Annotated in this window: 15 protein-coding genes; 10 read left to right on the top strand and 5 right to left on the bottom strand. The window is 73.0% G+C overall.

Annotated features, from left to right (window positions below):
* Nucleotides 1-81 precede the first annotated feature (81 nt).
* Nucleotides 82-3,192, top strand: a complete 3,111-nt coding sequence (locus ABEA93_RS20335; RefSeq protein ID WP_345677060.1) for a sacsin N-terminal ATP-binding-like domain-containing protein — start codon at nt 82-84, stop codon at nt 3,190-3,192.
* 15 nt (nt 3,193-3,207) lie between these two features.
* Here the strand turns inward: ABEA93_RS20335 and ABEA93_RS20330 are convergent, their stop codons facing one another.
* Nucleotides 3,208-5,625, bottom strand: a complete 2,418-nt coding sequence (locus tag ABEA93_RS20330; RefSeq protein WP_345677059.1) for an HAD-IC family P-type ATPase — start codon at nt 5,623-5,625, stop codon at nt 3,208-3,210.
* 51 nt (nt 5,626-5,676) lie between these two features.
* Nucleotides 5,677-6,000, bottom strand: a complete 324-nt coding sequence (locus ABEA93_RS20325; protein ID WP_345677058.1) for a DUF2530 domain-containing protein — start codon at nt 5,998-6,000, stop codon at nt 5,677-5,679.
* 223 nt (nt 6,001-6,223) lie between these two features.
* Between ABEA93_RS20325 and ABEA93_RS20320 the strand changes: the two genes are divergently transcribed.
* The 7 genes from ABEA93_RS20320 to ABEA93_RS20290 all read left to right on the top strand — a co-directional run bounded on the left by ABEA93_RS20320 (nt 6,224) and on the right by ABEA93_RS20290 (nt 13,583).
* Nucleotides 6,224-7,720 (top strand): NCS2 family permease, encoded by a 1,497-nt coding sequence (locus ABEA93_RS20320; RefSeq protein WP_345677057.1) that lies wholly within the window; start codon nt 6,224-6,226, stop codon nt 7,718-7,720.
* A gap of 63 nt (nt 7,721-7,783) precedes the next feature.
* Nucleotides 7,784-8,215 carry a MarR family winged helix-turn-helix transcriptional regulator gene (locus ABEA93_RS20315; protein ID WP_345677056.1) on the top strand — a complete coding sequence of 144 codons (432 nt, stop codon included), beginning with the start codon at nt 7,784-7,786 and terminating at the stop codon, nt 8,213-8,215.
* 142 nt (nt 8,216-8,357) lie between these two features.
* Entirely contained in the window at nt 8,358-9,632 is a 1,275-nt protein-coding gene (locus ABEA93_RS20310) for an MFS transporter (protein WP_345677055.1), read from the top strand.
* A 134-nt stretch (nt 9,633-9,766) separates the two neighbouring features.
* Nucleotides 9,767-10,492: a maleylpyruvate isomerase family mycothiol-dependent enzyme gene (locus ABEA93_RS20305; RefSeq protein WP_345677054.1), complete on the top strand. Its 726-nt coding sequence runs from the start codon at nt 9,767-9,769 to the stop codon at nt 10,490-10,492.
* Nucleotides 10,493-11,069: 577 nt separating this feature from the next.
* Nucleotides 11,070-11,576 (top strand): SigE family RNA polymerase sigma factor, encoded by a 507-nt coding sequence (locus tag ABEA93_RS20300; protein ID WP_345677053.1) that lies wholly within the window; start codon nt 11,070-11,072, stop codon nt 11,574-11,576.
* Nucleotides 11,563-12,429: an AsmA family protein gene (locus ABEA93_RS20295; protein ID WP_345677052.1), complete on the top strand. Its 867-nt coding sequence runs from the start codon at nt 11,563-11,565 to the stop codon at nt 12,427-12,429. Before ABEA93_RS20300 ends, ABEA93_RS20295 begins: the two co-directional genes overlap by 14 nt.
* A gap of 92 nt (nt 12,430-12,521) precedes the next feature.
* Nucleotides 12,522-13,583: a hypothetical protein gene (locus ABEA93_RS20290; RefSeq protein WP_345677051.1), complete on the top strand. Its 1,062-nt coding sequence runs from the start codon at nt 12,522-12,524 to the stop codon at nt 13,581-13,583.
* Nucleotides 13,584-13,596: 13 nt separating this feature from the next.
* On the opposite strand, the gene ABEA93_RS20285 is transcribed toward ABEA93_RS20290, so the two are convergent.
* Both ABEA93_RS20285 and serC read right to left on the bottom strand, forming a co-directional pair.
* Nucleotides 13,597-14,826 carry an MFS transporter gene (locus ABEA93_RS20285; RefSeq protein WP_345677050.1) on the bottom strand — a complete coding sequence of 410 codons (1,230 nt, stop codon included), beginning with the start codon at nt 14,824-14,826 and terminating at the stop codon, nt 13,597-13,599.
* A 96-nt stretch (nt 14,827-14,922) separates the two neighbouring features.
* A complete protein-coding gene (gene serC / locus ABEA93_RS20280) occupies nt 14,923-16,044 on the bottom strand; it encodes a phosphoserine transaminase (RefSeq protein ID WP_345677049.1) in 1,122 nt (373 codons plus the stop codon).
* Nucleotides 16,045-16,253: 209 nt separating this feature from the next.
* On the opposite strand from serC, the gene ABEA93_RS20275 reads away from it, so the two are divergent.
* The gene (locus ABEA93_RS20275; RefSeq protein ID WP_345677048.1) at nt 16,254-19,157 is read left to right on the top strand and encodes an FAD-binding and (Fe-S)-binding domain-containing protein; all 2,904 of its coding nucleotides are present in this window, start codon (nt 16,254-16,256) and stop codon (nt 19,155-19,157) included.
* A gap of 108 nt (nt 19,158-19,265) precedes the next feature.
* Here ABEA93_RS20275 and ABEA93_RS20270 read toward each other — a convergent pair whose 3' ends face one another.
* Nucleotides 19,266-21,056, bottom strand: a complete 1,791-nt coding sequence (locus tag ABEA93_RS20270) for a PucR family transcriptional regulator (RefSeq protein ID WP_345677047.1) — start codon at nt 21,054-21,056, stop codon at nt 19,266-19,268.
* Between the two features lie 270 nt (nt 21,057-21,326).
* Here ABEA93_RS20270 and ABEA93_RS20265 point away from each other — a divergent pair, with 270 nt between their 5' ends.
* Nucleotides 21,327-22,889, top strand: coding sequence for an APC family permease (locus tag ABEA93_RS20265; RefSeq protein WP_345677046.1), 1,563 nt, complete (start codon nt 21,327-21,329; stop codon nt 22,887-22,889).
* Nucleotides 22,890-22,946: the final 57 nt, after the last annotated feature.

The following is a 22,946-nucleotide window of genomic DNA, read 5'->3' as shown; positions in this document are numbered from 1 at the left end:
GCCGGTTGTGCCCGGCTCTCTCCGGCTCCGTCTCCGTGCGGATTTGGCACTCGACCCCCCAGTGCGGGCAGGGTTGTCGCCATGGGCACCGAGGACACCTTCGCCACAGGCGGGCTGCGCCGCGCCGTGTTGGACGCGTGGGCCGCGCAGCCTGCGCGCTTTCGTGAGGACGCCAACGCCGAAGAGGAACTCGCCCTCGGCGGGTATCGCGACCGCCTGGTGGTCGAGCTGGCGCAGAACGCCGCCGACGCCGCGGTCCGTGCAGGCGTCCCCGGCCGCCTGCGGCTGACGCTCCGCGACGGCGTGCTGACCGCCGCCAACACCGGCGACCCGCTGAACGCCGACGGCGTCCTGGCGCTGTCCACGCTGCGCGCCTCCGCGAAACGCGACGCCGACCCCGCCACCGTCGGGCGCTTCGGCGTGGGCTTCGCCGCGGTCCTCGCGGTCACCGACGAGCCGGCCGTGCTGTCCGGCCCCGGCGGGGTGCGCTGGTCGCTCCGCGAGGCCCGCGAACTCGCCGCCGGGATCCCGGAGATCACCGCCGAGGTGGCGCGCCGCGACGGCGCCGTGCCGGTGCTGCGGCTGCCGCTGCCCGCGGACGGGACCCCGCCCGAGGGCTACGACACCGCCGTCGTGCTGCCGCTGCGCGACGGGCCCGCCGCCGACCTCGCCGACCGGCTCCTCGCCGAGATCGACGACGCGCTCCTGCTGACCCTCCCCGGGCTGGCCGAGATCGTCGTGGACATCGCCGACGGCGTCCGCGTGCTCACCCGCCGCGACGAGGACGGCCTCGTCGTGGTCGCCGACCGGGGCCGCGACACCCGGTGGCGGCTCGGTACCGCGGGCGGACCGCTGGACGCCGCGCTGCTCGCCGACCGCCCCACCGAGGAGCGGCTGCGCGGCGCCTGGTCGGTGCTGTGGGCGATCCCGGTGGACGACACCGGCGCCCCGCTGCCGCTCACCGCACCGGCCGCGACGTGGCGCGCCGACACCGGCGCGGCCGCCGCCGGACCCGTGGCGGTCAAACCGGTCGTGCACGCCCCGACCCCGTCCGACGAGCCGCTGGGCCTGCCCGCACTGCTCGTCGCCACGTTCCCGCTGGACAGCACGCGGCGGCACGTCGCCCCCGGTCCGCTGCGCGACCACCTCGTCGAGCGCGCCGCGGACGCCTACGCCGCACTGCTGCGCGACTGGCCGGGCCCGTTCCGGCGCGACCTGCTCGCCCTGGTGCCCGCCCCCGCGCCGGAAGGCGAACTCGACGCGCTGCTGCGCCGCGCCATCCTGGCCCGGCTCGCGGAGACCCCGTTCCTGCCGCTCGCCGCGCCCGGCGCCACCGCGGACGAGCCCGCCGAGGCCGCGGCGGACCTGCCCACCGCCCAGCGGCCCCGGGACGCCGTGCTGCTCGACGGCGCCGGCCCCGCGCTCGTGGCCGCGCTCGCCCCCGTCCTGCCCGGCCTGCTGCCCGCCGGCCTCGACAAGACGCCCGCGCTGCGCGCGCTCGCCGTGCGGCGGCTGCCGCTCGCCGAAGTGGTCGACCAGCTCGCCGCGCTCGACCGCGAGCCGGAGTGGTGGCACGGCCTGTACGGGGCGCTCGACCCGGCCGACCGCGACGCCCTCGGCGCCCTGCCCGTCCCGCTCGCCGACGGCCGCCTGGTGCGCGGCCCGCGCCACCTGCTGCTGCCCGGCCCGGACACCCCCAAGCCCGCCGTGCTCGCCCCGCTCGACCTGCGGATCGTGCACCCCGACGCGGTGCACCCGCTGCTGGAACGCCTCGGTGCGGTGCCCGCGGCCCCGCGCACGGTCCTGGCCGACCCGGCGGTGCGCGCCGGGGTCACGGACGTCGACGACCACGACGACCCGGACGCGTTCACCGACGCCGTCCTCGAACTCGTCCGCGCCGCGCACCTCGCCGAAGGCGACGAACCGTGGCTCGCCGAACTGCCGCTGCCCGACGACCAGGGCGAACTCGTCCCGGCCGGCGAACTGATGCTGCCCGGCGGCACGCTCACCGCGCTCGTCGAACCCGGCACGCTGGGTGTCGCCGACCCGGAACTGGTCGAGCGGTGGGGCGCCGACGTGCTGCGCGCGGTCGGCGTGCTCGACTCGTTCGGGCTGGTCGCCGAGGACGACGTGGTCCTCGACCACGACGCGTGCGAACACGACCTCGACCTGGAAGCCGACTGGCTCGACGACGTCCTCGACCACCTGCCCGACCCCGAAGTGCCGCCGGTGCTGGCCACGTTCACCGCGGTCCGGGACCTCGACCTGGTGGCCGACGAGGCCTGGGAGGACGCGCTCGACGTGCTGGCCGCGCCGCCGCTGCGCGCCGCCGTGGTGGACCCGGCGTACGCGCTGCTGCCGGACGGCAGCCGCGCCGAGATCCCGTCCTACACCGCGTGGTGGCTGCGCGGGCACCCGGTGCTCGACGGCCGCCCGCCCGCCGGGCTGCTCGCCGCGGGCGCCGACCCGGCGCTGCACGGGCTGTACGACGAAGTCGACTCGCACCTGGACGACGTGTTCCTGCGCGCCCTCGGCGTCCGCACCACGCTTGCCGCGCTGCTCGCCGAACCGGGCGGCCCGGACGAGCTGCTCGACCGGCTCGCCAAGCGCTCGCACGACGTCGAGCGCGACCAACTGCGGCTGCTCTACACGGCGCTGGCGGACGTCGACATGGACCGCGTGGACGCACCGCACGAGGTGCGCGCGGTCGTCGCGGGCCGGCTGACCGTGGTCGAGGCGAGTTCCGCCGCGGTCGCGGACGCCCCCGACCTGGCCGCGCTGCTCGCCGACGACCCGGCGTGGGCGATCCTGCCGGTGCGCCCGGACAAGGCCTCCGCGCTCGCCGAGCTGCTGCAGCTTCCGCTGGTGTCCGAGGTGGTGCCGGGTGCGGTGCTGAGCCTCGGCGTGCGGCACCCGGTGCCCGACGCGGTGCAGGCGGCACTGGCGGGTGCTCCGACGGAGTACGTGGAGCACGGTGAACTCCTGGTCGCCGGGCCGGACGCGGCCGAGCTGGAAGCCGAGTGGCGGTACCTCGACGGCGAGGTGCACGCGACCACGTTCGAGGGCTTGGCCCGCGGGCTGGCGTGGGCGGCGGGGGAGTGGCACCGCCGCTTCGAGGTGGCGCAGTTGCTGGCCGACCCGTCGCTCGCCCCGCTGCTGGACGCGGAACGCGACTTCGACAACCCCCTGTAGCGGCTTCGACTGCGGCTACGTCCTGGCGCCCGGCTTGCGCGGCTTCGCGTGGGCCGGGCCCTTGCGTTCCGGGTGCGTGCCGTTCGCGTTCCCGTGTTCCGGCCGGTAGCGGTCGATCCAGCCGGAGATGTGCCAGCCGAGTTCCAGGACGGCCATGCCGATGCCGCCGATGCCGACCGCGATGCCCCAGTTCGGCAGGTCGTCGGGGTACAGCGCGAAGAAGTCGGCCAGGAACGGCACGAACAGCGCCAGCACATAGCCGAGTCCCATCGCGGCGATCAGCAGGATCTTCCACCACGTGTAGGGCCGGGCGACGATCGCCAGGATCCACATGGCGACCATGAACAGCGTGATGGTGGCCGCCGTGCGGTCCTGGTCGAGGCTGGATTCGCCGGCCACCCGGGCGATGGCGTAGGTGGTGAACGTGGCGGCGGCCGCGACGATGCCCGAGGGGATCGCGAACCGCAGCACGCGTTCCACGAACCCCGGCCGGGCGCGCTCGTTGTTGGGGGCGAGCGCGAGGAAGAACGCGGGAGTGCCGATGGTGAGGGTGCCGATGAGCGTGAGGTGCCGGGGCAGGAACGGGAACGGCAGGCTCACGACGCCGATGAGCAGCGACAGCAGCAGCGAGTAGACGGTCTTCGACAGGAACAGGTTCGCGACCCGTTCGATGTTGCCGATCACCCGGCGGCCTTCCGCGACGACCGACGGGAGGCTGGCGAACTTGTCGTCGAGCAGCACGATTTGCGCGACCGCGCGGGTGGCCGCGCTGCCGGTGCCCATGGCGACGCCGATGTCGGCGTCCTTGAGGGCGAGGACGTCGTTGACGCCGTCGCCGGTCATCGCGACGGTGTGGCCGTTCGACTGCAGGGCCGACACCATCGCCCGCTTCTGCTGCGGGGTGACCCGGCCGAAGATCGTGTTGTCGTCGAGCTTCCGGGCGAGTTCGGGTTGGTCGGCCGGGAGCGTGCGGGCGTCGACGGGGTGGCCGGCGCCGTCGAGGCCGAGCTTGCCGGCGACCGCGCCGACGGCCACCGCGTTGTCGCCGGAGATGACCTTGGTGGCGACCTGCTGGGTGTGGAAGTACCGCAGGGTGTCGGCCGCGTCGGGCCGGAGGCGCTGCTCCAGGACGACCAGGGCGGCCGGGGTGGCGGAGCGCGCCGCGTCGTCGGACAGCGCGCCGTCCACCTGCGCGAGGAGCAGCACGCGCAGGCCCTGGGCGCCGAGTTCGTCGACGTCGGCGAGGAGGGGTGTGCCCGGCCGGAGGAGGACGTCGGGGGCGCCGAGCAGCCACGAGCCGTGTGCGGCGAAGGTGGCGCCGCTCCACTTGCGGGCGGAGGAGAACGGTTCGACGGCGGTGACGCGCCAGCCTTCGCCTTCCGGGGCGGGGCAGGCGTCGACGATGGCCTGGAGGCTGGCGTTGGGCCGCGGGTCGGCGGTGCCGAGGGCGCCGAGCACGTCCTTGACCGGCAGGTCGCCGTCGAGGGTGCGGATCTCGCCGACGTCCATGCCGCCTTCGGTCAGCGTGCCGGTCTTGTCGCAGCACACGACGTCGACGCGGGCGAGGCCCTCGATTGCGGGCAGTTCCTGGACCAGGCACTGGCGGCGGCCGAGCCGGATCACGCCGACGGCGAAGGCGACCGAGGTGAGCAGCATGAGGCCCTCGGGGACCATCGTCACCACGCCGGCGACCATGCCGGTCATGGCACCCGCGAAAGAGTTGCTGCTGCGGAGCTGGCTGACGAGCAGCAGGACCGCGACCGGGACCATGATCCAGGTGACGTATTTGAGGATGCGGTCGAGTCCGGACCGCAGCTCGGAGCTGGTCAGGGTGAAGCGGCTGGCTTCCTCGGCGAGCTGGGCCGCGTACGCGTCGCGGCCGACCTTGGTGGCGCGGAAGGCGCCGTTTCCGGCCGCCGCGAAGCTGCCGGACATGACGGGGTCGCCGGGGCGCTTGTGCACCGGGTCGGACTCGCCGGTCAGCAGCGACTCGTCCATCTCCAGGCCTTCGGCGGCGACCACGACGCCGTCGACGACCGCCTGCTCGCCGGAGCCGATCTCGCAGACGTCGTCGAGCACCAGGTCGCGGGGGGTGACCTCGGTGGTGCGGCCGTCGCGGCGCACGCGCGCCTTGGCCTCGCCGACGACCGCGAGCGCGTCGAGGGTCTTCTTGGCGCGCAGCTCCTGGATGATGCCGATGGCCGTGTTGGCCACGATGACCAGGCCGAACAGGCCGTCCGCGGGCTCGCCGAACACCATGATCACGACGAACAGCGTCCCGATGATGGCGTTGAACCGGGTGAAGACGTTGGCCTTGACGATGTCCGCGGTGCCGCGGCTGGACCGCGCCGGGACGTCGTTGACCTGTCCCGCCTCGACCCGTTCGGCGACCTCCTGCGAGGTCAGCCCGGTGGGCGGCTCAGCTTCGATCATGACCTGAAGTTACGTCATGGAATGACCGATTTTGTGCGGTTTGCCGGTGTGTCAGTCGCGGGGCATGTCCGGGTCGTCGCGCGGGGCGTCCGGGTGCCGCGCGGCGTACTCGGCGGCGTAGCGCTCCGCGTCCCGGCGGTCCAGTGCGGCGTGCCGGCGGCGCACGTACCAGAGGCCGAGTATCCCCAGCCCGGCGCCGGCCAGCGCGCACCACGACCACCACTCGTGGCCGTCGTCGGCGAGGGTGCCGCGGAACGGCAGCGATACGAGGAACAAGGCGAACCAGACCACCGTGCCGACTGCGACGATCTTCACATCGTCGGCTTCGAGCGGTTCGGGGTCGGGGCGGCGGATGCGCGCTTGCTGCCTGGTCACAAGCGGCAAGGCTACTCGGCGCGGGCGGACGGGGGGTCTTCGGAGGGGGTGGGCGACACGCGACCGGTTTCGTCCGGTGCATACCTATCTGGCACCCTGTGAGCGCCGGACAAGTAGTTGGAGCTTTCCCCAGGGAATCCCCGCAACCGCCGGCCTCCCCCTGGAGGAACATCCGAACCGGCGCCCGTCCCCGCCCGCGCCGCAGTCCCCGAGGAATGCCTTCATGACCGCCGGTGCCCCCGCATCCGCCGTCCGCACCCCCGCGCCCAAGCCGCCGAAGAAGGGCCGGATCGCCGCGCTGGCCGCGCGCGGCGTGCGCGCCAACGACCGCTTCTTCAAGATCTCCGAGCGGGGCTCCTCGCCGCTCCAGGAGGCGCGCGGCGGCATCGCGACCTTCTTCACGATGGCCTACATCATTGTGCTGAACCCGATCATCCTGAGCGGCGCGACGGACAAGTACGGCCACCACCTGTCGCACGGGCAGGTGGTCACCATGACCGTCCTGGTGGCCGCGGTGATGACGGTGATCATGGGGGTGGTCGGCAACATCCCGTTGGCCATCGCCGCGGGGCTCGGCCTCAACGGCGTGGTCGCCTTCCAGATCGCCCCGAAGATGTCGTGGCCCGACGCGATGGGCCTGGTGGTGCTGTCCGGCATCGCGATCGTGCTGCTGGTGGTCACCGGGCTACGCGAACTGATCATGGACGCCATCCCGCTGGGACTGAAACAGGCCATCGGGGTCGGCATCGGCTCGTTCATCGCCTTCCTCGGCCTGGTCGACGCGGGCTTCATCTCCCGCACCCCGGACGCGGCCGGCTCGACCGTCCCGGTCACCCTCGGCACCGACGGCCACCTGCAGGGCTGGCCGACTCTGGTGTTCTGCCTCGGTGTGCTGCTCACCTTCGTGCTGCTCGTCCGCAAGGTGCGGGGCGCGATCCTCATCAGCATCGTGCTGATGACCGTGCTGGCCATGACCGTCAACGGGATCGCCGACATCGCGCCCGGCCAGTGGGGGCTGATCCAGCCCGAGGTGCCGGACCAGGTCGTCGCCACGCCGGACTTCGGACTGCTCGGCAACGTGAGCCTGACCGGCGCCTTCTCCGAGGTCGGCGTGCTCACCGCGGTGATCTTCGTGTTCACCCTCATGCTGTCCGACTTCTTCGACGCGATGGGCACGATCATCGGCGTCAGCAGCGAGGCCGGGCTGGTGGACGAGAAGGGCAAGATGCCGCGCATCGGCCGGATCCTGTTCGTCGACGGCCTCGCCGCCGTCGCGGGCGGCGCCGCGTCCTGCTCGTCCAACACCTGCTACGTGGAGTCCACCGCGGGCGTCGGGGAAGGCGCCCGCACCGGTTTCGCCAACGTGGTCACCGGCCTGTTCTTCGCCGCCGCACTGTTCCTCACCCCGCTGGCCACCGTGGTGCCGTACCAGGCCGCCACTCCGGCGTTGGTCGCGGTCGGCTTCCTGCTCATGACGCAGGTGAAGAAGATCGACTGGGACGACTGGGAGCTGGCCGTCCCGGCGTTCCTCACGATCGTGCTCATGCCGTTCACCTACTCGATCACCAACGGCATCGGCGCGGGCTTCCTCGCCTACGTCGTGCTCAAGGCCGCCAACGGCAAGGCCAAGCAGGTGCCGTGGCTGCTGTGGATCGTCGCGGCGTTCTTCCTCGTCTACTTCGCCATCGACCCGATCGAGCAGCTGCTGGGTGTGAACTGACGGAATAGGGCGGGTGCGGAATCCGTTGGCCGTTAGCGAAGGTAATGATCTAAGCTAACGAACGTGTCCTTGTCCGATACCGACCGCGCCTCGGTCGCCGTGCTCCGCGCGTCCGTGCTCAAGCTCGCCCGCCGCCTGCGCAACCAGCGCGCGGACGAGACCCTGAGCCCCACGCAGCTTTCCGTGCTGGGCGTCCTGGTCGCCAAAGGGGCCATGACCCCGGGCGAGCTGGCCCGGCACGAAAAGGTGCAGCCGCCGTCGATGACGCGCGTCATCGCCGGGCTGGAGGACCGCGGCCTCGTGCGCCGCGATCCGCACCCCGACGACCGCCGCCAGATCACGGTCACCGCCACCGAACCGGCGGCCCAAGTGGTCGCCGAAAGCCGGCGCCTCGGGAACGCGTGGCTCGCCGCGCACCTCGAAGCGCTCTCCGAGGACGAGCTCGCCGCGCTCCGCGCCGCCGTGCCCGTCCTCGAGCGCCTCGCCCAACTCTGACGGGGGAACCGAGGCGGACGGCCGAAGGGGTCGGACGGACGAGGAGACGCACCGTGCTTGCGGTGCCGCACGTCCGTCCGATGAAGGGAGCGCCTTGGCCACCGCCGCGCCGCAGGCCAGTGTCCAACCGGCCCGACCATCCATGTTCTCCTCACTCCGCAACCGCAACTACCGCCTCTTTGCCGCCGGCCAGGTCGTCTCCAACACCGGCACCTGGATGCAGCGCCTCGCCCAGGACTGGCTGGTCCTGAAGCTCACCGGCAGCGCCATGGCGCTCGGCATCACCACCGGCCTCCAGTTCCTGCCCATGCTGCTGTTCGGCCTGTGGGGCGGCGCGATCGCCGACCGCTACCGCAAGCGCCCGCTGCTCATCGCCACCCAGACCGTGATGGGCCTGCTCGCCGCCACCCTGGCGGTCCTCGACCTCACGGGCGCCGTCGACGTCTGGCACGTGTGGCTGCTCGCCGTCGGCCTCGGCCTGGCCACCGCCGTCGACAACCCGACCCGTCAGTCCTTCGTCGTCGAAATGGTCGGCCGCAAGGACCTGCCCAACGCGGTCAGCCTCAACTCCGCCAACTTCCAGCTCGCCCGCATCACCGGCCCCGCCGTCGCGGGCCTGCTCATCGCCGCGATCGGCACCGGCTGGGTCTTCGCCGTCAACGCGGTGTCGTACGCCGCCGTCATCGCCGGGCTGGCCGCGATGCGCGAGCGCGAACTGAACCCGGTCGTGCCGGTGCGCCGCGAACCCGGCCAGCTCCGCGAAGCCCTGCGGTACGTGCGGGCCCGTCCCGACCTGATCGCGACGTTCGCCCTGGTCGGCTTCATCGGCACCTTCGGCTTCAACTTCGCGGTCACCCTCGGCGGCTTCGCCAACCAGGTCTTCCACGCCGGACCCGGCGCGTTCGGCCTCCTCAACACGGTCTTCGCCCTCGGCTCGCTGGCCGGTGCCCTGCTCGCCGCGCGGCGCGGGCGGTCCCGGATGCGCATGCTCATCGGCGCGGCCCTGGCCTTCGGCGTGCTGAGCGTCGCGGCCTCGCTGATGCCGGGCTATTGGAGCTTCGCGATCGCGTTGATCCCCATCGGCATCGCCGGAATCACCTTCAACACCGCGGCGAATTCCACCGTGCAACTCGGCGTGGACGCCGCGCTGCGAGGCCGGGTGATGGGCCTGTACATGCTCGTGTTCATGGGCGGTACCCCCCTCGGCGGCCCGCTGGTGGGCTGGATCGCCGAGCAATTCGGGCCGCGCGCGGCGCTGTTCTTCGGCGGCGCGGTGTCCGCCGCCGCGGCGGTCGCCGTAGGCCTCGTCCTGGCCCGGAATTCCGGCCTGAAGGTGCGTGTGCGGGTGCGCCCGCACCCGGCCGTCCATCTGGTGGACCGGGCGCCCTCGACCAGTCCCGAACCCGTTGCGGTGTGATTCCTTACCCCTGTGGTCAAGATCTAACACATAGTCAAAATCCTTGCGGTGTAAGGCAAATCTTTATGGGTTGCTAGCCCGCATGGGTGACGGAAGTCATCGACATCAATCGTTCCGCGCGGAACGATTGGCGTATGGACTATGTGCGATTCCAGCACTCGCTCCAGGCGGAAGGCGTACGCCTGGCCGAATCCGCGGCGACGGGACTGGACACCCCGGTCCCGTCCTGCCCCGGATGGACGGTCGCCGATCTGGTCGGACACACCGGATCGGTCTACCGGACGGCAACCGAGCAACTACGCACCGGAAACCGCGGCGATCCAGCCGCGGCGACGGCTCCCCGAGCAGATCTGCTCGCCTGGTACAGCGAGGCCTTGGCCGAACTCCGTGCGGAACTGGCCCGCCGCGACCCCGGTGACCCGGCGGACGGCGGGGACGGCTCCGTCGACGACGTCGGGTTCTGGTACCGGCGGCTGGCCCACGAGGCGGCGATGCACCGCACGGACGTGGAGATGGCGGTGGGCGTCCCGAGGCCCATCGACGTCGACCTCGCCGTCGACGGCATCGACGAGGCCCTGCGGGTACTGCTGCCCATCCGGTACGACGCGGCCGGACCCGACGCGGCGGTCGGCCGCACCATCGGCGTCCACACCCATCAGCAGCACTGGCGCCTGACGCTGCGCCGCGACAACGTCGAGGTGTCCCGCTCGCCGGGCTTCACCGACGCGGCCGTCGCGGGCGAGCCCGGGGACCTGCTGCTCTACCTGTGGGGCCGCCGCCCCGGCACGGTGGTGTCGCGCACCGGCGACCTGACCGTCCTCGGCGCGTTCCGGCGGCGGCTCGCGCTCTCGATGGTGTAGGCCCGCCGCCGATGGCATAGGCCCGCACCGCCCGCCGACCCCGGCGGTTTCGACCCGACCGCCGTCCTCGACCCGTGCCCGGAGCCGGGTGGGGCCGCGCGGGGGTTAGTTTGGACGGGTGAACCCACGCACGCGTACGCGGATCGTGTCCGCCACCCTCATCCTCCTGCTCATCGCCGTCGCGATCGGTGCCGCACTCCAGTGACCCCGCGATGACCCCGCGTCGACCCGCGGCACCAGCCTCCGGGCGGTCCGCCGACCCCTCGCCCACCCCCGCCATACCGCGCCGGGCCGGGGCGCTCCCAGGAAACTCACAGGTTTCCTTCACTGGTTCGTAACAGTTTCCGTGCAACCGTCTGCCTTCGCCGGTGTGTAATCCCCCCGGGTGAACCGGTAATTCCCGGGATGGGCGGAGGTGGCGCGGAGCGTGCTGGTGCGGACGGCCGAAACGGCGGCGGGAAGGCCTGTGGGATCATCGGTCCTTTGGCCGACCACGCAGCCGGCCCGCGCGGTGCCGCGCCCCCGCGGGGGGCCGCCGGCCGCGGGCCGGGCACCCGACCCCGAGGGACGACGACACATGACCGAGGAGGAGTTCGACGCGTTCTACCATGCGTCGTTCTCCCGCCTCGTCCACCAGCTCTACGCGCTGACCGGGGACTTCTCCGAGGCGCAGGACGTGGTGCAGGAAGCGTTCGTCCGGGCCTGGGACCGCCGCTCGCAGTTCTTCGCCGCGGACGCCCCCGAAGCGTGGATCCGCACCGTCGCGTGGCGGCTCGCGGTGAGCCGCTGGCGGCGCGCCAAGCGCGGGTGGGAACTCCTCCGCCGCAACCACGTCGACCAGCCCGTCGAAGGTCCGGACCCCAACCACGCGACCCTGGTCGCCGCGCTGAAGCAGCTGCCCGAAGCCCAGCGCCAGGCCATCGTGCTGCACCACCTGTGCGACATGACGGTCGACCAGATCGCCGCGGAGGCGGACATCCCCACCGGCACCGTCAAGGCCCGCCTGTCGCGCGGCCGGGCGGCGCTCGCGAAGATCATCGGGGACCGGGAAGGGGAGGCGGAGGACTACCGTGCCCGTTCCTGACGACGGCCTCGCCGACGTGTACCCCGACCAGCACCAAGACCCCGCGCTGGCGCGCGCGCTGCGCGACCTGCCGATGCCCTCGCCCGCGGTGCCGCGGTGGTCGCCCGCCGAGGTGCGGCAGCGGGGCGTCCGGCGGCGCAACCGGCGGCATGCCGCCTGGGGCGGCGCGGGGGTGATCGCCGCCGCACTCGTCGGGGTCCTCGTCGCCGGGCCACTCACGCCCGAGCGGGGCCCTACCGGGGCGGCCGGGCCGCAGCAGGTCCAGGCCGCCGACCCGGGAGCGTCGAACAGAACGCCGGGACCGGGGTCTGACGGCGCGACGCCGTCGGCGTCGCCGTCCGCCGCGCGCATCGACATCGGCAACCTCGAACTCACCATCTACGACGACTCCGGCCGCCCGAGCGGCGACATGATGGACGCGGTGGCGAACGACGCCGCGGTGGACACCCTGACCGGGCCGACCCACCTCGAAGTCGTCGGCCGGTACGAGAGCAAGGCCTTCGAAGTCGCGGCGACCGCGGGCGGATCCGACCTCAGCCTGCCGTGGGTCGTGGAACTCGCCACCGGCAACGGCCAGTTGCTCTACGTCACCTCTCCCGCGGCGTGCCCCGACCAGGGTTGCGAAGACCATCTGGCGAACCAGGCGGTCATCGGCGTGTTCACCCAGGCCGGCGCCCGCAAGTTCTACGACTCGGTCGAACAGGGCGACGCCGTCGACGTGGTGGGCTACTGGGGCGGCGGCAACTCGACGGTGCCGCCGTCGACGCCCGCGGACGCGTCGTCGGCGGCGAAGTCCCGAGCAGGGCAGCCGGAAGCGCGGACGTCGGCACCCCCGGACACGGTCGCGGGCTGACCCGGCGCGGCCGACCGGCGGGGGCGGCGGACCACGGGACGGCGGCGACCCTCCGCCGCCGCAGCACGCGCGGACTGGCACTGTTGTGCGGCATGAGGTTGTCCCGCCCGCGCCTGCCCGCGGCCGCCGTGCCGGTAATCGCCGTTCTGCTGCTGCCCGTTGCCGCCGCGCGGGCGGAGACCGCGCAGAGCGAGCTGTTCGCGGTCCAGGATCCGCGGATCACCGAGTCCAGCGGCCTGGCCGCCAGCGCGCTGCATGCCGACGTCTACTGGACCCACAACGACAGCGGCGACCAGCCGCGGATCTATGCGATCGGTGCGGACGGCCGTACCAAAGCGACGGTGACGCTCGCCGGGGTGCAGGCCCGCGACTGGGAGGCGATATCCGCCGGCAAGGACGACGCGGGGCGGCCGGTGCTGTTCGTCGGCGACATCGGCGACAACAAGGCCGAGCGCTCCGAGGTCGTGGTCTACCGCGTCGCCGAACCGGCCGAGCTGAAGGACGCCACGGTCACCCCGGTGAAGTACCGGGTGCGCTACGCGGACGGGCCGCGGGATGCGGAAGCGCTGATGGCCGATCCGCGCAGCGGGAAGCTGTACATCGCGAGCAAGGCCAATCAGGGCGCCGTGTACGAGCAGCCCGCCGCGTTGTCCGACTCCGCCGTCAACACGTTCACCCGGGTCGCCGCGGCACCCCCGGTGGTGACCGACGGCGCGTTCTCGCCGGACGGCACGCGGCTGATCCTGCGGGGCTACTTCGGCGCCACCATGTACGCCGCGCCGGGCCGGGAGATCGGCACGGTCAGCGTGCCGTTCCAGAAGCAGGGCGAGTCGGTGACGTTCACCCGCGACGGGCGGGCGGTGCTCTTCGGCAGCGAAGGCGCGAACAGCACGGTCTACCGGGTCGCGTTGGAGGGCGAGGCGGTGCCGGACATGGCGGCGGGCCGCGGGACCGCGGTACCGCAGGCCGTGCCCCCGGGGCCCGGTTCCGCACCGAGTGCCGTGCCGGCGCTTCCGGCGCCGGGCGGCGGGGACCAGGACGGGGACGCCGGGCGGCCGAAGGAGAAGGCGTACGGGCCCGGATTCCTGGCGGTGTTCGGGATCGTGCTGACCGTCTACGTGGTCATGAAGATCCGGGGCCGGAAGAAGGGCTGACGCCCGTCGGCGCTCACCCGGCAGGCTCGGCCGGGGTACGCCCGCTGAGCAGGAGCGCGGGCACGGCGGCGGCCAGGAAGACCGGCACGATGAGGAACGCCGTGTGGGTGTCGAGCATGTCGGCGAGCAGCCCGAGCAGGAACGGGGCGCCGCCCGCGGCCAGCGCGGTCGCCAGCGCCGAGCGCGAGGTGGCCAAGTCGCTGCGGCCGTCCGCGCATTCGATCGACCGCGCGACGGCGAGCGGGAACTGCACGGACATGCCGCAGCCCGCGACGAACAGGCCCGCGAACGACAGCCACGGCACGGTGCTCAGCCACAGCACGGCGAACCCGGCGAAGTTCACCGCGAGCGCGGTGAGGTAGAGGCCGGTGAGCGGGAACCGCAGCGCCAGCGTCCCGCCTGCGAGACGGCCGGCGCACAGGCCGGCGACGACCGCGGTCATCGCGGTCGCGGCGGCGCCTTCGGAAAGTCCCGCGCGGTCGCGGAGCAGGTCGGAGGCCCACAGGGAGAGGGAGAACTCGACGGCGACGGCGGTGACGACGACGGTCCAGGCCCACCAGTAGCGGCGGGGAAGGGGGTGGTCGGGGACGGTGCGGTGCTCCGTGGGCACGGTGGCCGCGACCCGGTCGTGCCCGGGTATTCGGGTGGTGCGGAACAGCGCGTACAGGGTGGCGATCAGCAGCGGGGTGGCGAGCATGCCGTAGCGCCAGCCGAGGCCGGAAGCCTGGGTGCCGCCGATGACGAGCGGCGCGACCATGCCGACCGCGGCGCCGATGCCGTGCGCTTCGCTGAGCCGGCCGGGCCCGGCGTCCGGCCCGTGGTGGTCGACGACCGCGGCGGCGACCAGGTTGACGACGGCGAAGCCGCCGAGTCCGCACAGCATCGCGCCGGTGATGGTCACCGCGGGCCAGGGGCCGAGCCCGTACACCAGGACACCCGCCGCGAGCGTGGCGAACGACCCCCACAGAGCGGGGCCGCGGCCCCACCACAGCACCGGGCGGCTGCCGAGCAGCCCGACGACCAAGCCGCCGACGGCGTAGCCGGTGCTGTGCAGGCCCGCGACGGCCTTGCTCACGTGCTGGTCGTCGCCGAGCAGCGGGACGGACGGGCCGAAGCAGTACAGGAAGTACGCGAACACGGCCAACTGCAGGTACAGCAACCACGTCGCCCGGTCCCGGCCGGCAGGTGCCGCCGTGGGGTCGCCGGCGGATATGCCGGGTGCGGCGGTTTCGGCGCGATTCACGCGAAGAGGGTACTTGGTGAGGCAAAGGAAAAACCCTCCCCGTCGGCTTGGGGCCGGGGGGAGGGTTCTCCGATGCCGCGGGTGTCCGCGCCGGGCTCAGCCCAGGCGCTCGACCACGTGGTCGATGCAGGCGGTCAGCGCCTCGACGTCCGACGGCTCGACGGCCGGGAACATCGCGACGCGGAGCTGGTTGCGGCCGAGCTTGCGGTACGGCTCGGTGTCGACGATGCCGTTGGCGCGCAGCACCTTGGCGACCGCCGCGGCGTCGACGCTCTCCGCGAAGTCGATCGTGCCGATGACCTGCGAGCGCTGCGCCGGGTCGGTGACGAACGGGGTCGCGTAGGCGGACTTCTCGGCCCACGTGTAGAGGCGGGACGACGAGTCGCCGGTGCGGCCGACGGCCCAGTCCAGGCCGCCCTGGCCGTTGAGCCACTCGAGCTGGTCGGCGAGGAGGAACAGGGTGGCGAGCGCCGGGGTGTTGTACGTCTGGTCCTTCGCCGAGTTGTCGATCGCGGTCGGCAGGTCGAAGAACGGCGGGATGTAGCGGTCGGTCGCGGCGATCCGCGCGGCGCGCTCCAGCGCGGCGGGCGAGAACGCGGCGAGCCAGAGGCCGCCGTCGGCCGCGAAGCACTTCTGCGGCGCGAAGTAGTAGACGTCGAACTCGTTCGGGTCGACCGGCAGGCCGCCCGCGCCGGACGTCGCGTCGACCAGGACGAGGGAGCCCTCGTCGGCGCCCGCGGCGCGCTTGATCGGCATGGCGACGCCGGTGGAGGTCTCGTTGTGGGTCAGCGCGTAGACGTCGACGCCGGCCTCGGCGACCGGCAGCGGGTGCGTGCCGGGCTCGGACTTGACGACGGTCGGCTCGTCCAGCCACGGCGCGGCCTTGACCGACGACGCGAACTTGGAGGAGAACTCGCCGAACGACAGGTGCTGCGACTTGCGCTCGACCAGGCCGAACGCGGCGATGTCCCAGAACGCGGTCGAACCGCCGTTGCCGAGCACCACCTCGTAGCCCTCGGGGAGACGGAACAGCTCGCGGACCCCGTCGCGGACCTTGCGGACCACGTTCTTGACCGGCGCCTGCCGGTGCGAGGTTCCGAGCAGGGAGGTGCCGGTCGCGGCGAGCGCGTTGAGCGCTTCCGTACGGACCTTGGACGGGCCCGCGCCGAACCGGCCGTCGACGGGCTTCAGCTCTTCGGGAATCTGGATCTCGGCCACGGTGTGAGGGTAACCGGGGCCGGGTCATGGAAACGTCAAAATCCACAAAGTGAGACGATCTGGACCGGAATATGGGATTGATCGCGACGGGGAGTGAGACGGCGAGTCGGGCGACCCGGACGGGTTCGACTGATTCGGCCGAGGTGTGGTGGCCGCACGCGCGGCGGGTTGGCTCGGTGGGCGATCCGCTGCGTTGCGAGACTTGGGCCGTGCGTGATTCCGAGGTTGCCGCGTCGTCCGTGTCCGTGCTGGCGCGTGCTTTGCGTGCGCGGGTTCGGGGCGGGGTCCGTTTCGACGCGCAGGCGCGCGGGCTGCATGCGATGGACGCGTCGAACTACCGGCATGTCCCGACCGGGGTCGTCACCCCGCGCGACGTGGAGGATCTGGCCGCGGCGGTGGCCGTCTGCCACGAGCAGCGGGCGCCGATGACCGTGCGCGGCGGCGGCACCAGCATTGCCGGGCAGGCCACCGGCCGCGGTGTCGTGCTCGACACCGCGCGGCACCTGACCCGGATCGAGTCGCTCGATCCGGACGCGCGGATTGCGGTGGTCGAGCCGGGCGTGGTCCTCGACGACCTGCGGGCGGCCGCGGCGCCGTACGGGCTCACGTTCGGCCCCGACCCGTCCACGCACAGCCGCTGCACGCTCGGCGGCATGATCGGCAACGACTCGTGCGGTGCGCATTCCGTCGCGTGGGGCCGGACGTCGGCCAACGTGGCGTGGCTGGACGTGCTCACCGTGGACGGCGTCCGCATGCGCGTCGGCCCGGAGTCCGCCGTCGAGCCGGAGGCCGGTTCCGACATCGGCGCGGAGCGGATCCGTGCCGAGCTGCTCGCGCTCGCCGACGACAACCTCGCTCTCGTCCGCACCGGCTTTCCGCCGCTTGCCCGCCGGGTGTCCGGGTACGCGCTCGACCGACTGCTGCCCGAGCACGGCCGCGACCTGGCGGGCGCGCTGGTCGGCACCGAGGGCACGTGTGCGGTGGTGCTGCGCGCGGGTGTTCGGCTGGTCGAGGCGCCGCGGGCCCGGGCGCTGGCGGTGCTGGGGTTCGCGGACGACGTCGCGGCGGCGGAGGCGGCGCCGGCGGTGCTGCCGTACGGGCCGCTGACCGTGGAGAGCCTGAGCGCGGAACTCGCCGCGCTGGCCTGGTCGGCGCGCTCGGTGCGGCTGCCGGACGGCGGTGCGTGGCTGTTCGTGGAGACCGGCGGCGACACCCGCGACGAGGCGTACGCACGGGCGGTAGCCGTCGCGCGCGGCCTCGGGCTGCCGGCGTCCGCGTACCGGATCGAGGCCGATGCGGCGGGGCAGCGGGCGTTGTGGCGGATCCGCGAGGAGGCCTCGGGCACGGTGACCCGGCTCGCGGGCGACGTCGAGGCGTGGCCGGGGTGGGAGGACACCGCCGTACCGCCGGAACGCCTGGCTGCCTACCTGCGCGAACTCCACAAGCTGATGCGGCGGTTCGGCCTGCGTGGTTTGCCGTACGGGCATTTCGGCGAAGGCTGCGTGCACATCCGCTTCGACTTCGACCTGATCAGCGAACCGGGGGTGGCGCGCTTCCGCGGCTTCTCGTCCGAACTCGCCGACCTCGTGGTGGCGCACGGCGGTTCGCTCTCCGGAGAGCACGGAGACGGGCAGGCCCGCGCCGAGTTCCTGCCGCGCATGTACGGCGACGAACTGGTCGGTCTCTTCGGGCGGTTCAAGTCCGTGTGGGATCCGGACGACCTGCTCAACCCGGGCGTCCTGGTGCGCCCCCGCCCGGTCGACGCCGACCTGCGCTTCGCCGGGATGCCGCGGACGCCGGTCCCGGTCGCGTTCGGATACCCGCACGACGGCGGCGACTTCGCGGCCGCGGTTCGCCGCTGTGTCGGTGTCGGCAAGTGCCGCGAGTCGGCGTCGACGGCGTCCGGCGGCGTCATGTGCCCGTCGTTCCGCGCGACCGGCGAGGAGAAGGACTCGACGCGCGGCCGGGCCCGGCTGCTGCACGAAATGCTCGTGGGCGACGTGGTGACGGACGGCTGGCGCGCGGAGGAGGTCCGCGACGCGCTGGACTTGTGCCTGTCCTGCAAGGGCTGCCGCAGCGACTGCCCGGTCGGCGTGGACATGGCCACGTACAAGGCGGAGTTCCTGCACCATCACTACGCGGGGCGGGTACGGCCCCGGGCGCACTACACGCTGGGCGCCCTGCCGTGGTGGGCGCGGGCGGTGGCGTCGGTGCCGTCGGCCGCGCGCTTGGTGAACGGATTGGCGGCCCGTCCGGCATTGGCGCGGGCGGGGCTGGGGTTGGCGGGCCTCGACCCCTCGCGCGGGCTTCCGGCCTTTGCGCCGGAGCCGTTCACCCGCGGTTGGGTCCGACGCCGGCCGGTTTCCGTCCGCCGCTCGGCCCTCGCTGAACCTCGCCCGCGCGTCGTCCTCTGGCCGGACACCTTTACGAACCACTTCGCCCCGGAGGTCGCCTGGGCGGCGGTCCGGGTGCTGGAGGACGCGGGGCTGACGGTCGTGGTGCCGCCCCGGCCGGTGTGCTGCGGGCTGACGTGGGTGTCGACGGGCCAACTCGACACCGCCCGCCGCGTCATGCGCCGGACCTTGCGCACCCTGGAGCCGGCGTTGACCGCAGGATTGCCCATCGTCGGACTTGAGCCTTCCTGCACGGCGGCGCTGCGGTCGGACGTGCCCGAGCTGCTCGGCCGCGAGGCGGCCGAACTCCCCGGTCTGGTACGCACCTTCGCCGAGACCCTCGCCGAGTGCGCCCCCGGCTGGACCCCACCCCGCCTCGACCGCCCGGTCACCGGCCAGCTCCACTGCCATCAGCACGCGGTCCTCGGCGACGCCGCCGACCGCGCGCTCCGCGAACAGGCGGCCTTGTCCGGCACCTTGACCGGAGGCTGCTGTGGCCTCGCGGGCAACTTCGGCTACGAACCGGGCCACGCCGGGATCTCGACCCGCATCGCCGCCGAACGCCTGCTCCCGGCCTTGGAATCCGCCCCCTACGCCGAGGTCTTGGCGGACGGCTTCAGCTGCCGCACCCAGATCCGCGAGCTGACGGACCGGCGGCCGCGGCATCTCGCGGAGGTGTTGGCAGCGGGGCTGGCGGAGGGACTCGACGGGCGCGCGTAGCCGATGCGGTTTTGCCTGTGCGGAAAGTGATCCTCGCGAAGGCGTACCGCCCCTGTGTCGCCACGGGACCCCGACGGCGTCGACCGCATGACCGAGCCGAGCCGGGTCCTACACGTGGCGGCGGGCCTGCAGCGCCAGGCGCAGGCCCAGCACGGTTTCCGGATCGTCCAAGTCCGTGCCCAGGAGCAGGGAGATCCGGCCCAGACGGTCGTAGAGCGTCTGGCGGTTCAGGTGGAGGTCGCGGGCCGTCTCGGCCTTGCGGCCGGCATGGGTCAGGTAGGCCTGGAGGGTGGGGAGGAGCGGCTGCCGGGCGGTGCGGTCGTGTTCGAGGAGGGGCCCCACCGCGCGGCGGACGAACGCGGCGAGGTCGGCGTGTTCGCGCATGCGCCAGAGGAGGAGCTCGATGTCCAGGCGGCGGGCGTCGTACCAGGGCTGTTCGGGGAGGCCGCGGGCCGCAGAGGCGGCCTCGGCGGCGTGCCGGAGGCCGGGGCCCGCGGCCGGCCACGGGCCCGCGGCGCCCACCACGACGACCGGGGGGACCGGGCCGGGGGCGAGGCCGGCGCGGGCGAGGCCGGCGCGGAGCGCCGCGGCGACGCGGTCCGCGACCGCGACGCGTTCGCCCGCCGCGCGCAGGCCCAGCAGCAGGGCGAGGCGGCCTTCGACCGGGCGGACGCCCAACAGCGTGGGCAGGCCGAGGCCCGCGAGCTCCTCCTGGACGACCCGGGCGATCGGCGCCCAGTCCGCGGGGCCCACGGCCTCGCCGAGGGCTTCGCCAGGGCCGTCCGCGCCGAGGCGCACCACCACCGGCAGCAGCGGGCCGGTGTCGTGCTGGAAGCCCAGGACCCGGGCCTGCCGGGCGGCGTCCTCCTCGGCGACCCGGCCCTCGGCCAGGTCCCGGAGGAAGTCCCCGCGGCCACGGGCGGCGAGTTCCTCCTCGTGCCGGGCCTGGCGCAAAGCCACCGCGAGCAGGCCCGCGGCGTGGTCGACGACGATCCGGCCGAGCGGCAGCACCGGGCCGTGCACCGGCAGCACGACCAGCCGGCCGCGCAGCGGCTGGCCGCTCTGCCCCGGTGAGGGGCCGCCCGCGGGGACGTCGACGACGAGCGCGGTGCCCGGCACCAGTGCGGTGGCGGCCCGTTCGTACGCTCCGGAACCGCCGCGGCCGCCGCGCAGCCCGGCCCACGCGTCGAGGGGGTCGGCGTCGCCCTCGGGGCCGATGCCCGGTGGCGACGCGGTGTAGAGGAGGCGTCCGTCGGCGTCCTCGAGGTACACCGGGTTGCCGACGTTGTCCGCCAGCAGCGCCAGCACTTCGGGGACACCGCCGCCGCCGAGCAGGACCTCCGTGCAGCGGCGGTGCACGTCCTCGCCCTGCCGCAGCAGTGCGTAGTGGCCGTTGACGATCTCCGTGTGGATCGCCTCGGTGACGGCTACAAAAGGGACTTCGCGGTGCAATTGGACGAGTGGCAGGCCGCGGCTGCGGGCGGCTTCCACCATCGCGGCGGGCAGCACGTCGAAACGCTGGCCGAGTTCGACGACCAGCGCGGCGATGCCGCGGTCCGCGAGCTGCGCCACGAAGCGGCGCTGGTCGGCGGGCCGGGGCCCGATGCCCAGGCCGGTGGTGAGCAGGAGTTCCTCACCGCGCAGCAGCGACGCGATGTTGGGGACCTCGCTGGTGTGCACCCAGCGGATGGCGCGTTCCAGACCCTCCGGACACGCCACGACCTCCGGGAGGCCGCGCCGCAGCGGCGGGAGTTCCAGGGCCTCGCGGACGGTGACGCCGGCGAGGCCTGGCCCGTCCTGGCGGCCGGGGGCCGGAGCGGTCCGGGCACCCGGCAGACCCGCCGCCGACGCCGCCAGGCCGGGAGGGGCGGCGGTCGCGAGTGTCCCCGAGGTGTCCATCCGGGCAAGTTACCGGCGATTTTGCCCGTCGGGAATAACGGCGGCGTTGCGAACCCCGCACACCGTCGGTGCGCCCCGACACTCCGTCGCCCCCCGGGCCCGAAGTGCTGACCGGCTGTCGGTTGTCGCGGAACGCTTCCCGCATCGAAGCTGGCGGACCGAATCGACACCGCGACATCGAACAAGCGATCAGACGTCATCGGAATGTGATGCGCACAGGCTAAAAATCGCTCACATTCCCGAGCATTCCGAGCATTCGAAGGAGGTGGCATGTCCACGGAGAGCAGCACCGCGGCCCCGCCCGCGTCCGGTTCCGGCGAGGTGAACCGGCTCAAGGCAAACTCGGTCGGCCTGGTCGGCGTCGTCTTCATGGCGATCGCCACGGCGGCCCCGATCACCGCGATGACGGGCAACCTGCCGGTCATCGCGGGCAAGCAAGGCAACGGCCTCGGCGCGCCTGCGGCCTATATCGTCGCGACCGTGGTCCTGACCATCTTCTCGGTCGGCTACGTGACCATGGCCAAGCACATCACCGCGGCCGGCGCGTTCTACGGATTCATCTCGCACGGCCTCGGCCGCATCGTCGGCATGGCCGCGGGTCTGCTCGCGGTGATGGCGTACGTGGTGTTCGAAGCCTCGATCCTCGGCTTCTTCGCGAAGAACCTGCACGATCTCGTGCAGGACCAGTTCAACACCGATATCCACTGGGGCGTCTGGGCGTTCGTGGGTGTCGCGATCATCGCCTGCCTCGGCTATTTCGACATCCACCTGACCGCCAAGGTGCTCGGCATCGCGCTGGTGCTGGAGATCTCGATCCTCGCCCTGGTGTCGCTCGCGGTGATGTTCACCGGCGGCGGCCCGGACGGCTACCTGGCGGGCGAAGCGCTCAACCCGATCCACGGCATCGAGGGCGCGGACGGCACCGTCGGCGCGGCGGCCGGCTTCGGCCTGTTCTTCGCGTTCTGGTCGTGGGTCGGCTTCGAGTCGACGGCAATGTACGGCGAGGAGTCCCGCGACCCCAAGCGCGTCGTGCCCCGCGCCACGCTGATTTCCGTGGTCGGCGTCGGCCTGTTCTACGTGTTCGTCTCGTGGATGATGGTGTCCGCCCAGGGCCGCGGTGTCGTGGAGGACAGCAGCGGGCTGTTCTTCGACCCGCTCGGCGACCACTTCGGCGGCTGGGCCGTCAAGGTCTTCCGCTGGCTCATCGTCACCGGCTCGTTCGCGTGCGCGATGGCGTTCCACCAGTGCGCCGCCCGCTACCTGTACGCGATCGGCCGCGAAGGCTTCATCCACCCCTCGCTCGGCAAGACGCACCGCACGCACGGTTCCCCGCACATCGCCTCGATCGTGCAGACCGTCATCACCGTCCTCATCGTGACCGGCTTCCTGCTCGCCGACATGGACCCCGTCGTGCACATGTACGGCCTGCTCGCCCTCCTCGGCACCGGCGCGATCCTCATCGTGCAGACTCTGTGCTCGTTCGCCGCCGTCGGCTACTTCCACGTGCAGGGCAAACACCCCGAGACGAAGCACTGGTTCAAGACACTGGTCGCGCCCGTCGTCGCCGGCGTCGCGATGATCGGCGTCGTCGGCCTGCTGTTCTACAACTTCGAATCGGCCGCCGGTGATGCCGCGAACACGCTGCTGTTCGACCTGATCCCGTGGATCCTCGGCCTGCTGTTCGTCGGCGGCATCGCCCTCGCGCTCTACATGAAAGCCAACAGCCCCGACGCCTACGAGCGGATGGGCCGCATCATCCTCGAAGACGCCGGGGAACGCGACCAAGCGCCGGCCATACCGGCGCAGACGGCCACCGACCCCGCCCGCACCTGACCCCGGTTCCCGCCCGAACCCCGCCGCCCCGGCCTGCTGCTGACTGCGCATCAGGCC

It is taken from the genome of Yinghuangia aomiensis (genome assembly GCF_039542225.1).
Taxonomy (GTDB): Bacteria; Actinomycetota; Actinomycetes; order Streptomycetales; family Streptomycetaceae; genus Yinghuangia; species Yinghuangia aomiensis.
The sequence above is the reverse complement of the archived record's forward strand: the minus strand, read 5'-3'. Positions and strand labels throughout refer to the sequence as shown.

What these genes read in the sequence shown, in the direction of transcription:
- ABEA93_RS20335 (WP_345677060.1), top strand. Translation starts at nt 82, where the DNA reads ATGGGCACCGAGGACACCTTCGCCACAGGCGGGCTGCGCCGCGCCGTG.
- ABEA93_RS20305 (WP_345677054.1), top strand. Translation starts at nt 9,767, where the DNA reads ATGGACTATGTGCGATTCCAGCACTCGCTCCAGGCGGAAGGCGTACGC.
- ABEA93_RS20300 (WP_345677053.1), top strand. Translation starts at nt 11,070, where the DNA reads ATGACCGAGGAGGAGTTCGACGCGTTCTACCATGCGTCGTTCTCCCGC.
- ABEA93_RS20270 (WP_345677047.1), bottom strand. Translation starts at nt 21,056, where the DNA reads ATGGACACCTCGGGGACACTCGCGACCGCCGCCCCTCCCGGCCTGGCG.
- ABEA93_RS20310 (WP_345677055.1), top strand. Translation starts at nt 8,358, where the DNA reads ATGTTCTCCTCACTCCGCAACCGCAACTACCGCCTCTTTGCCGCCGGC.
- ABEA93_RS20290 (WP_345677051.1), top strand. Translation starts at nt 12,522, where the DNA reads ATGAGGTTGTCCCGCCCGCGCCTGCCCGCGGCCGCCGTGCCGGTAATC.
- ABEA93_RS20330 (WP_345677059.1), bottom strand. Translation starts at nt 5,625, where the DNA reads ATGATCGAAGCTGAGCCGCCCACCGGGCTGACCTCGCAGGAGGTCGCC.
- ABEA93_RS20320 (WP_345677057.1), top strand. Translation starts at nt 6,224, where the DNA reads ATGACCGCCGGTGCCCCCGCATCCGCCGTCCGCACCCCCGCGCCCAAG.
- ABEA93_RS20265 (WP_345677046.1), top strand. Translation starts at nt 21,327, where the DNA reads ATGTCCACGGAGAGCAGCACCGCGGCCCCGCCCGCGTCCGGTTCCGGC.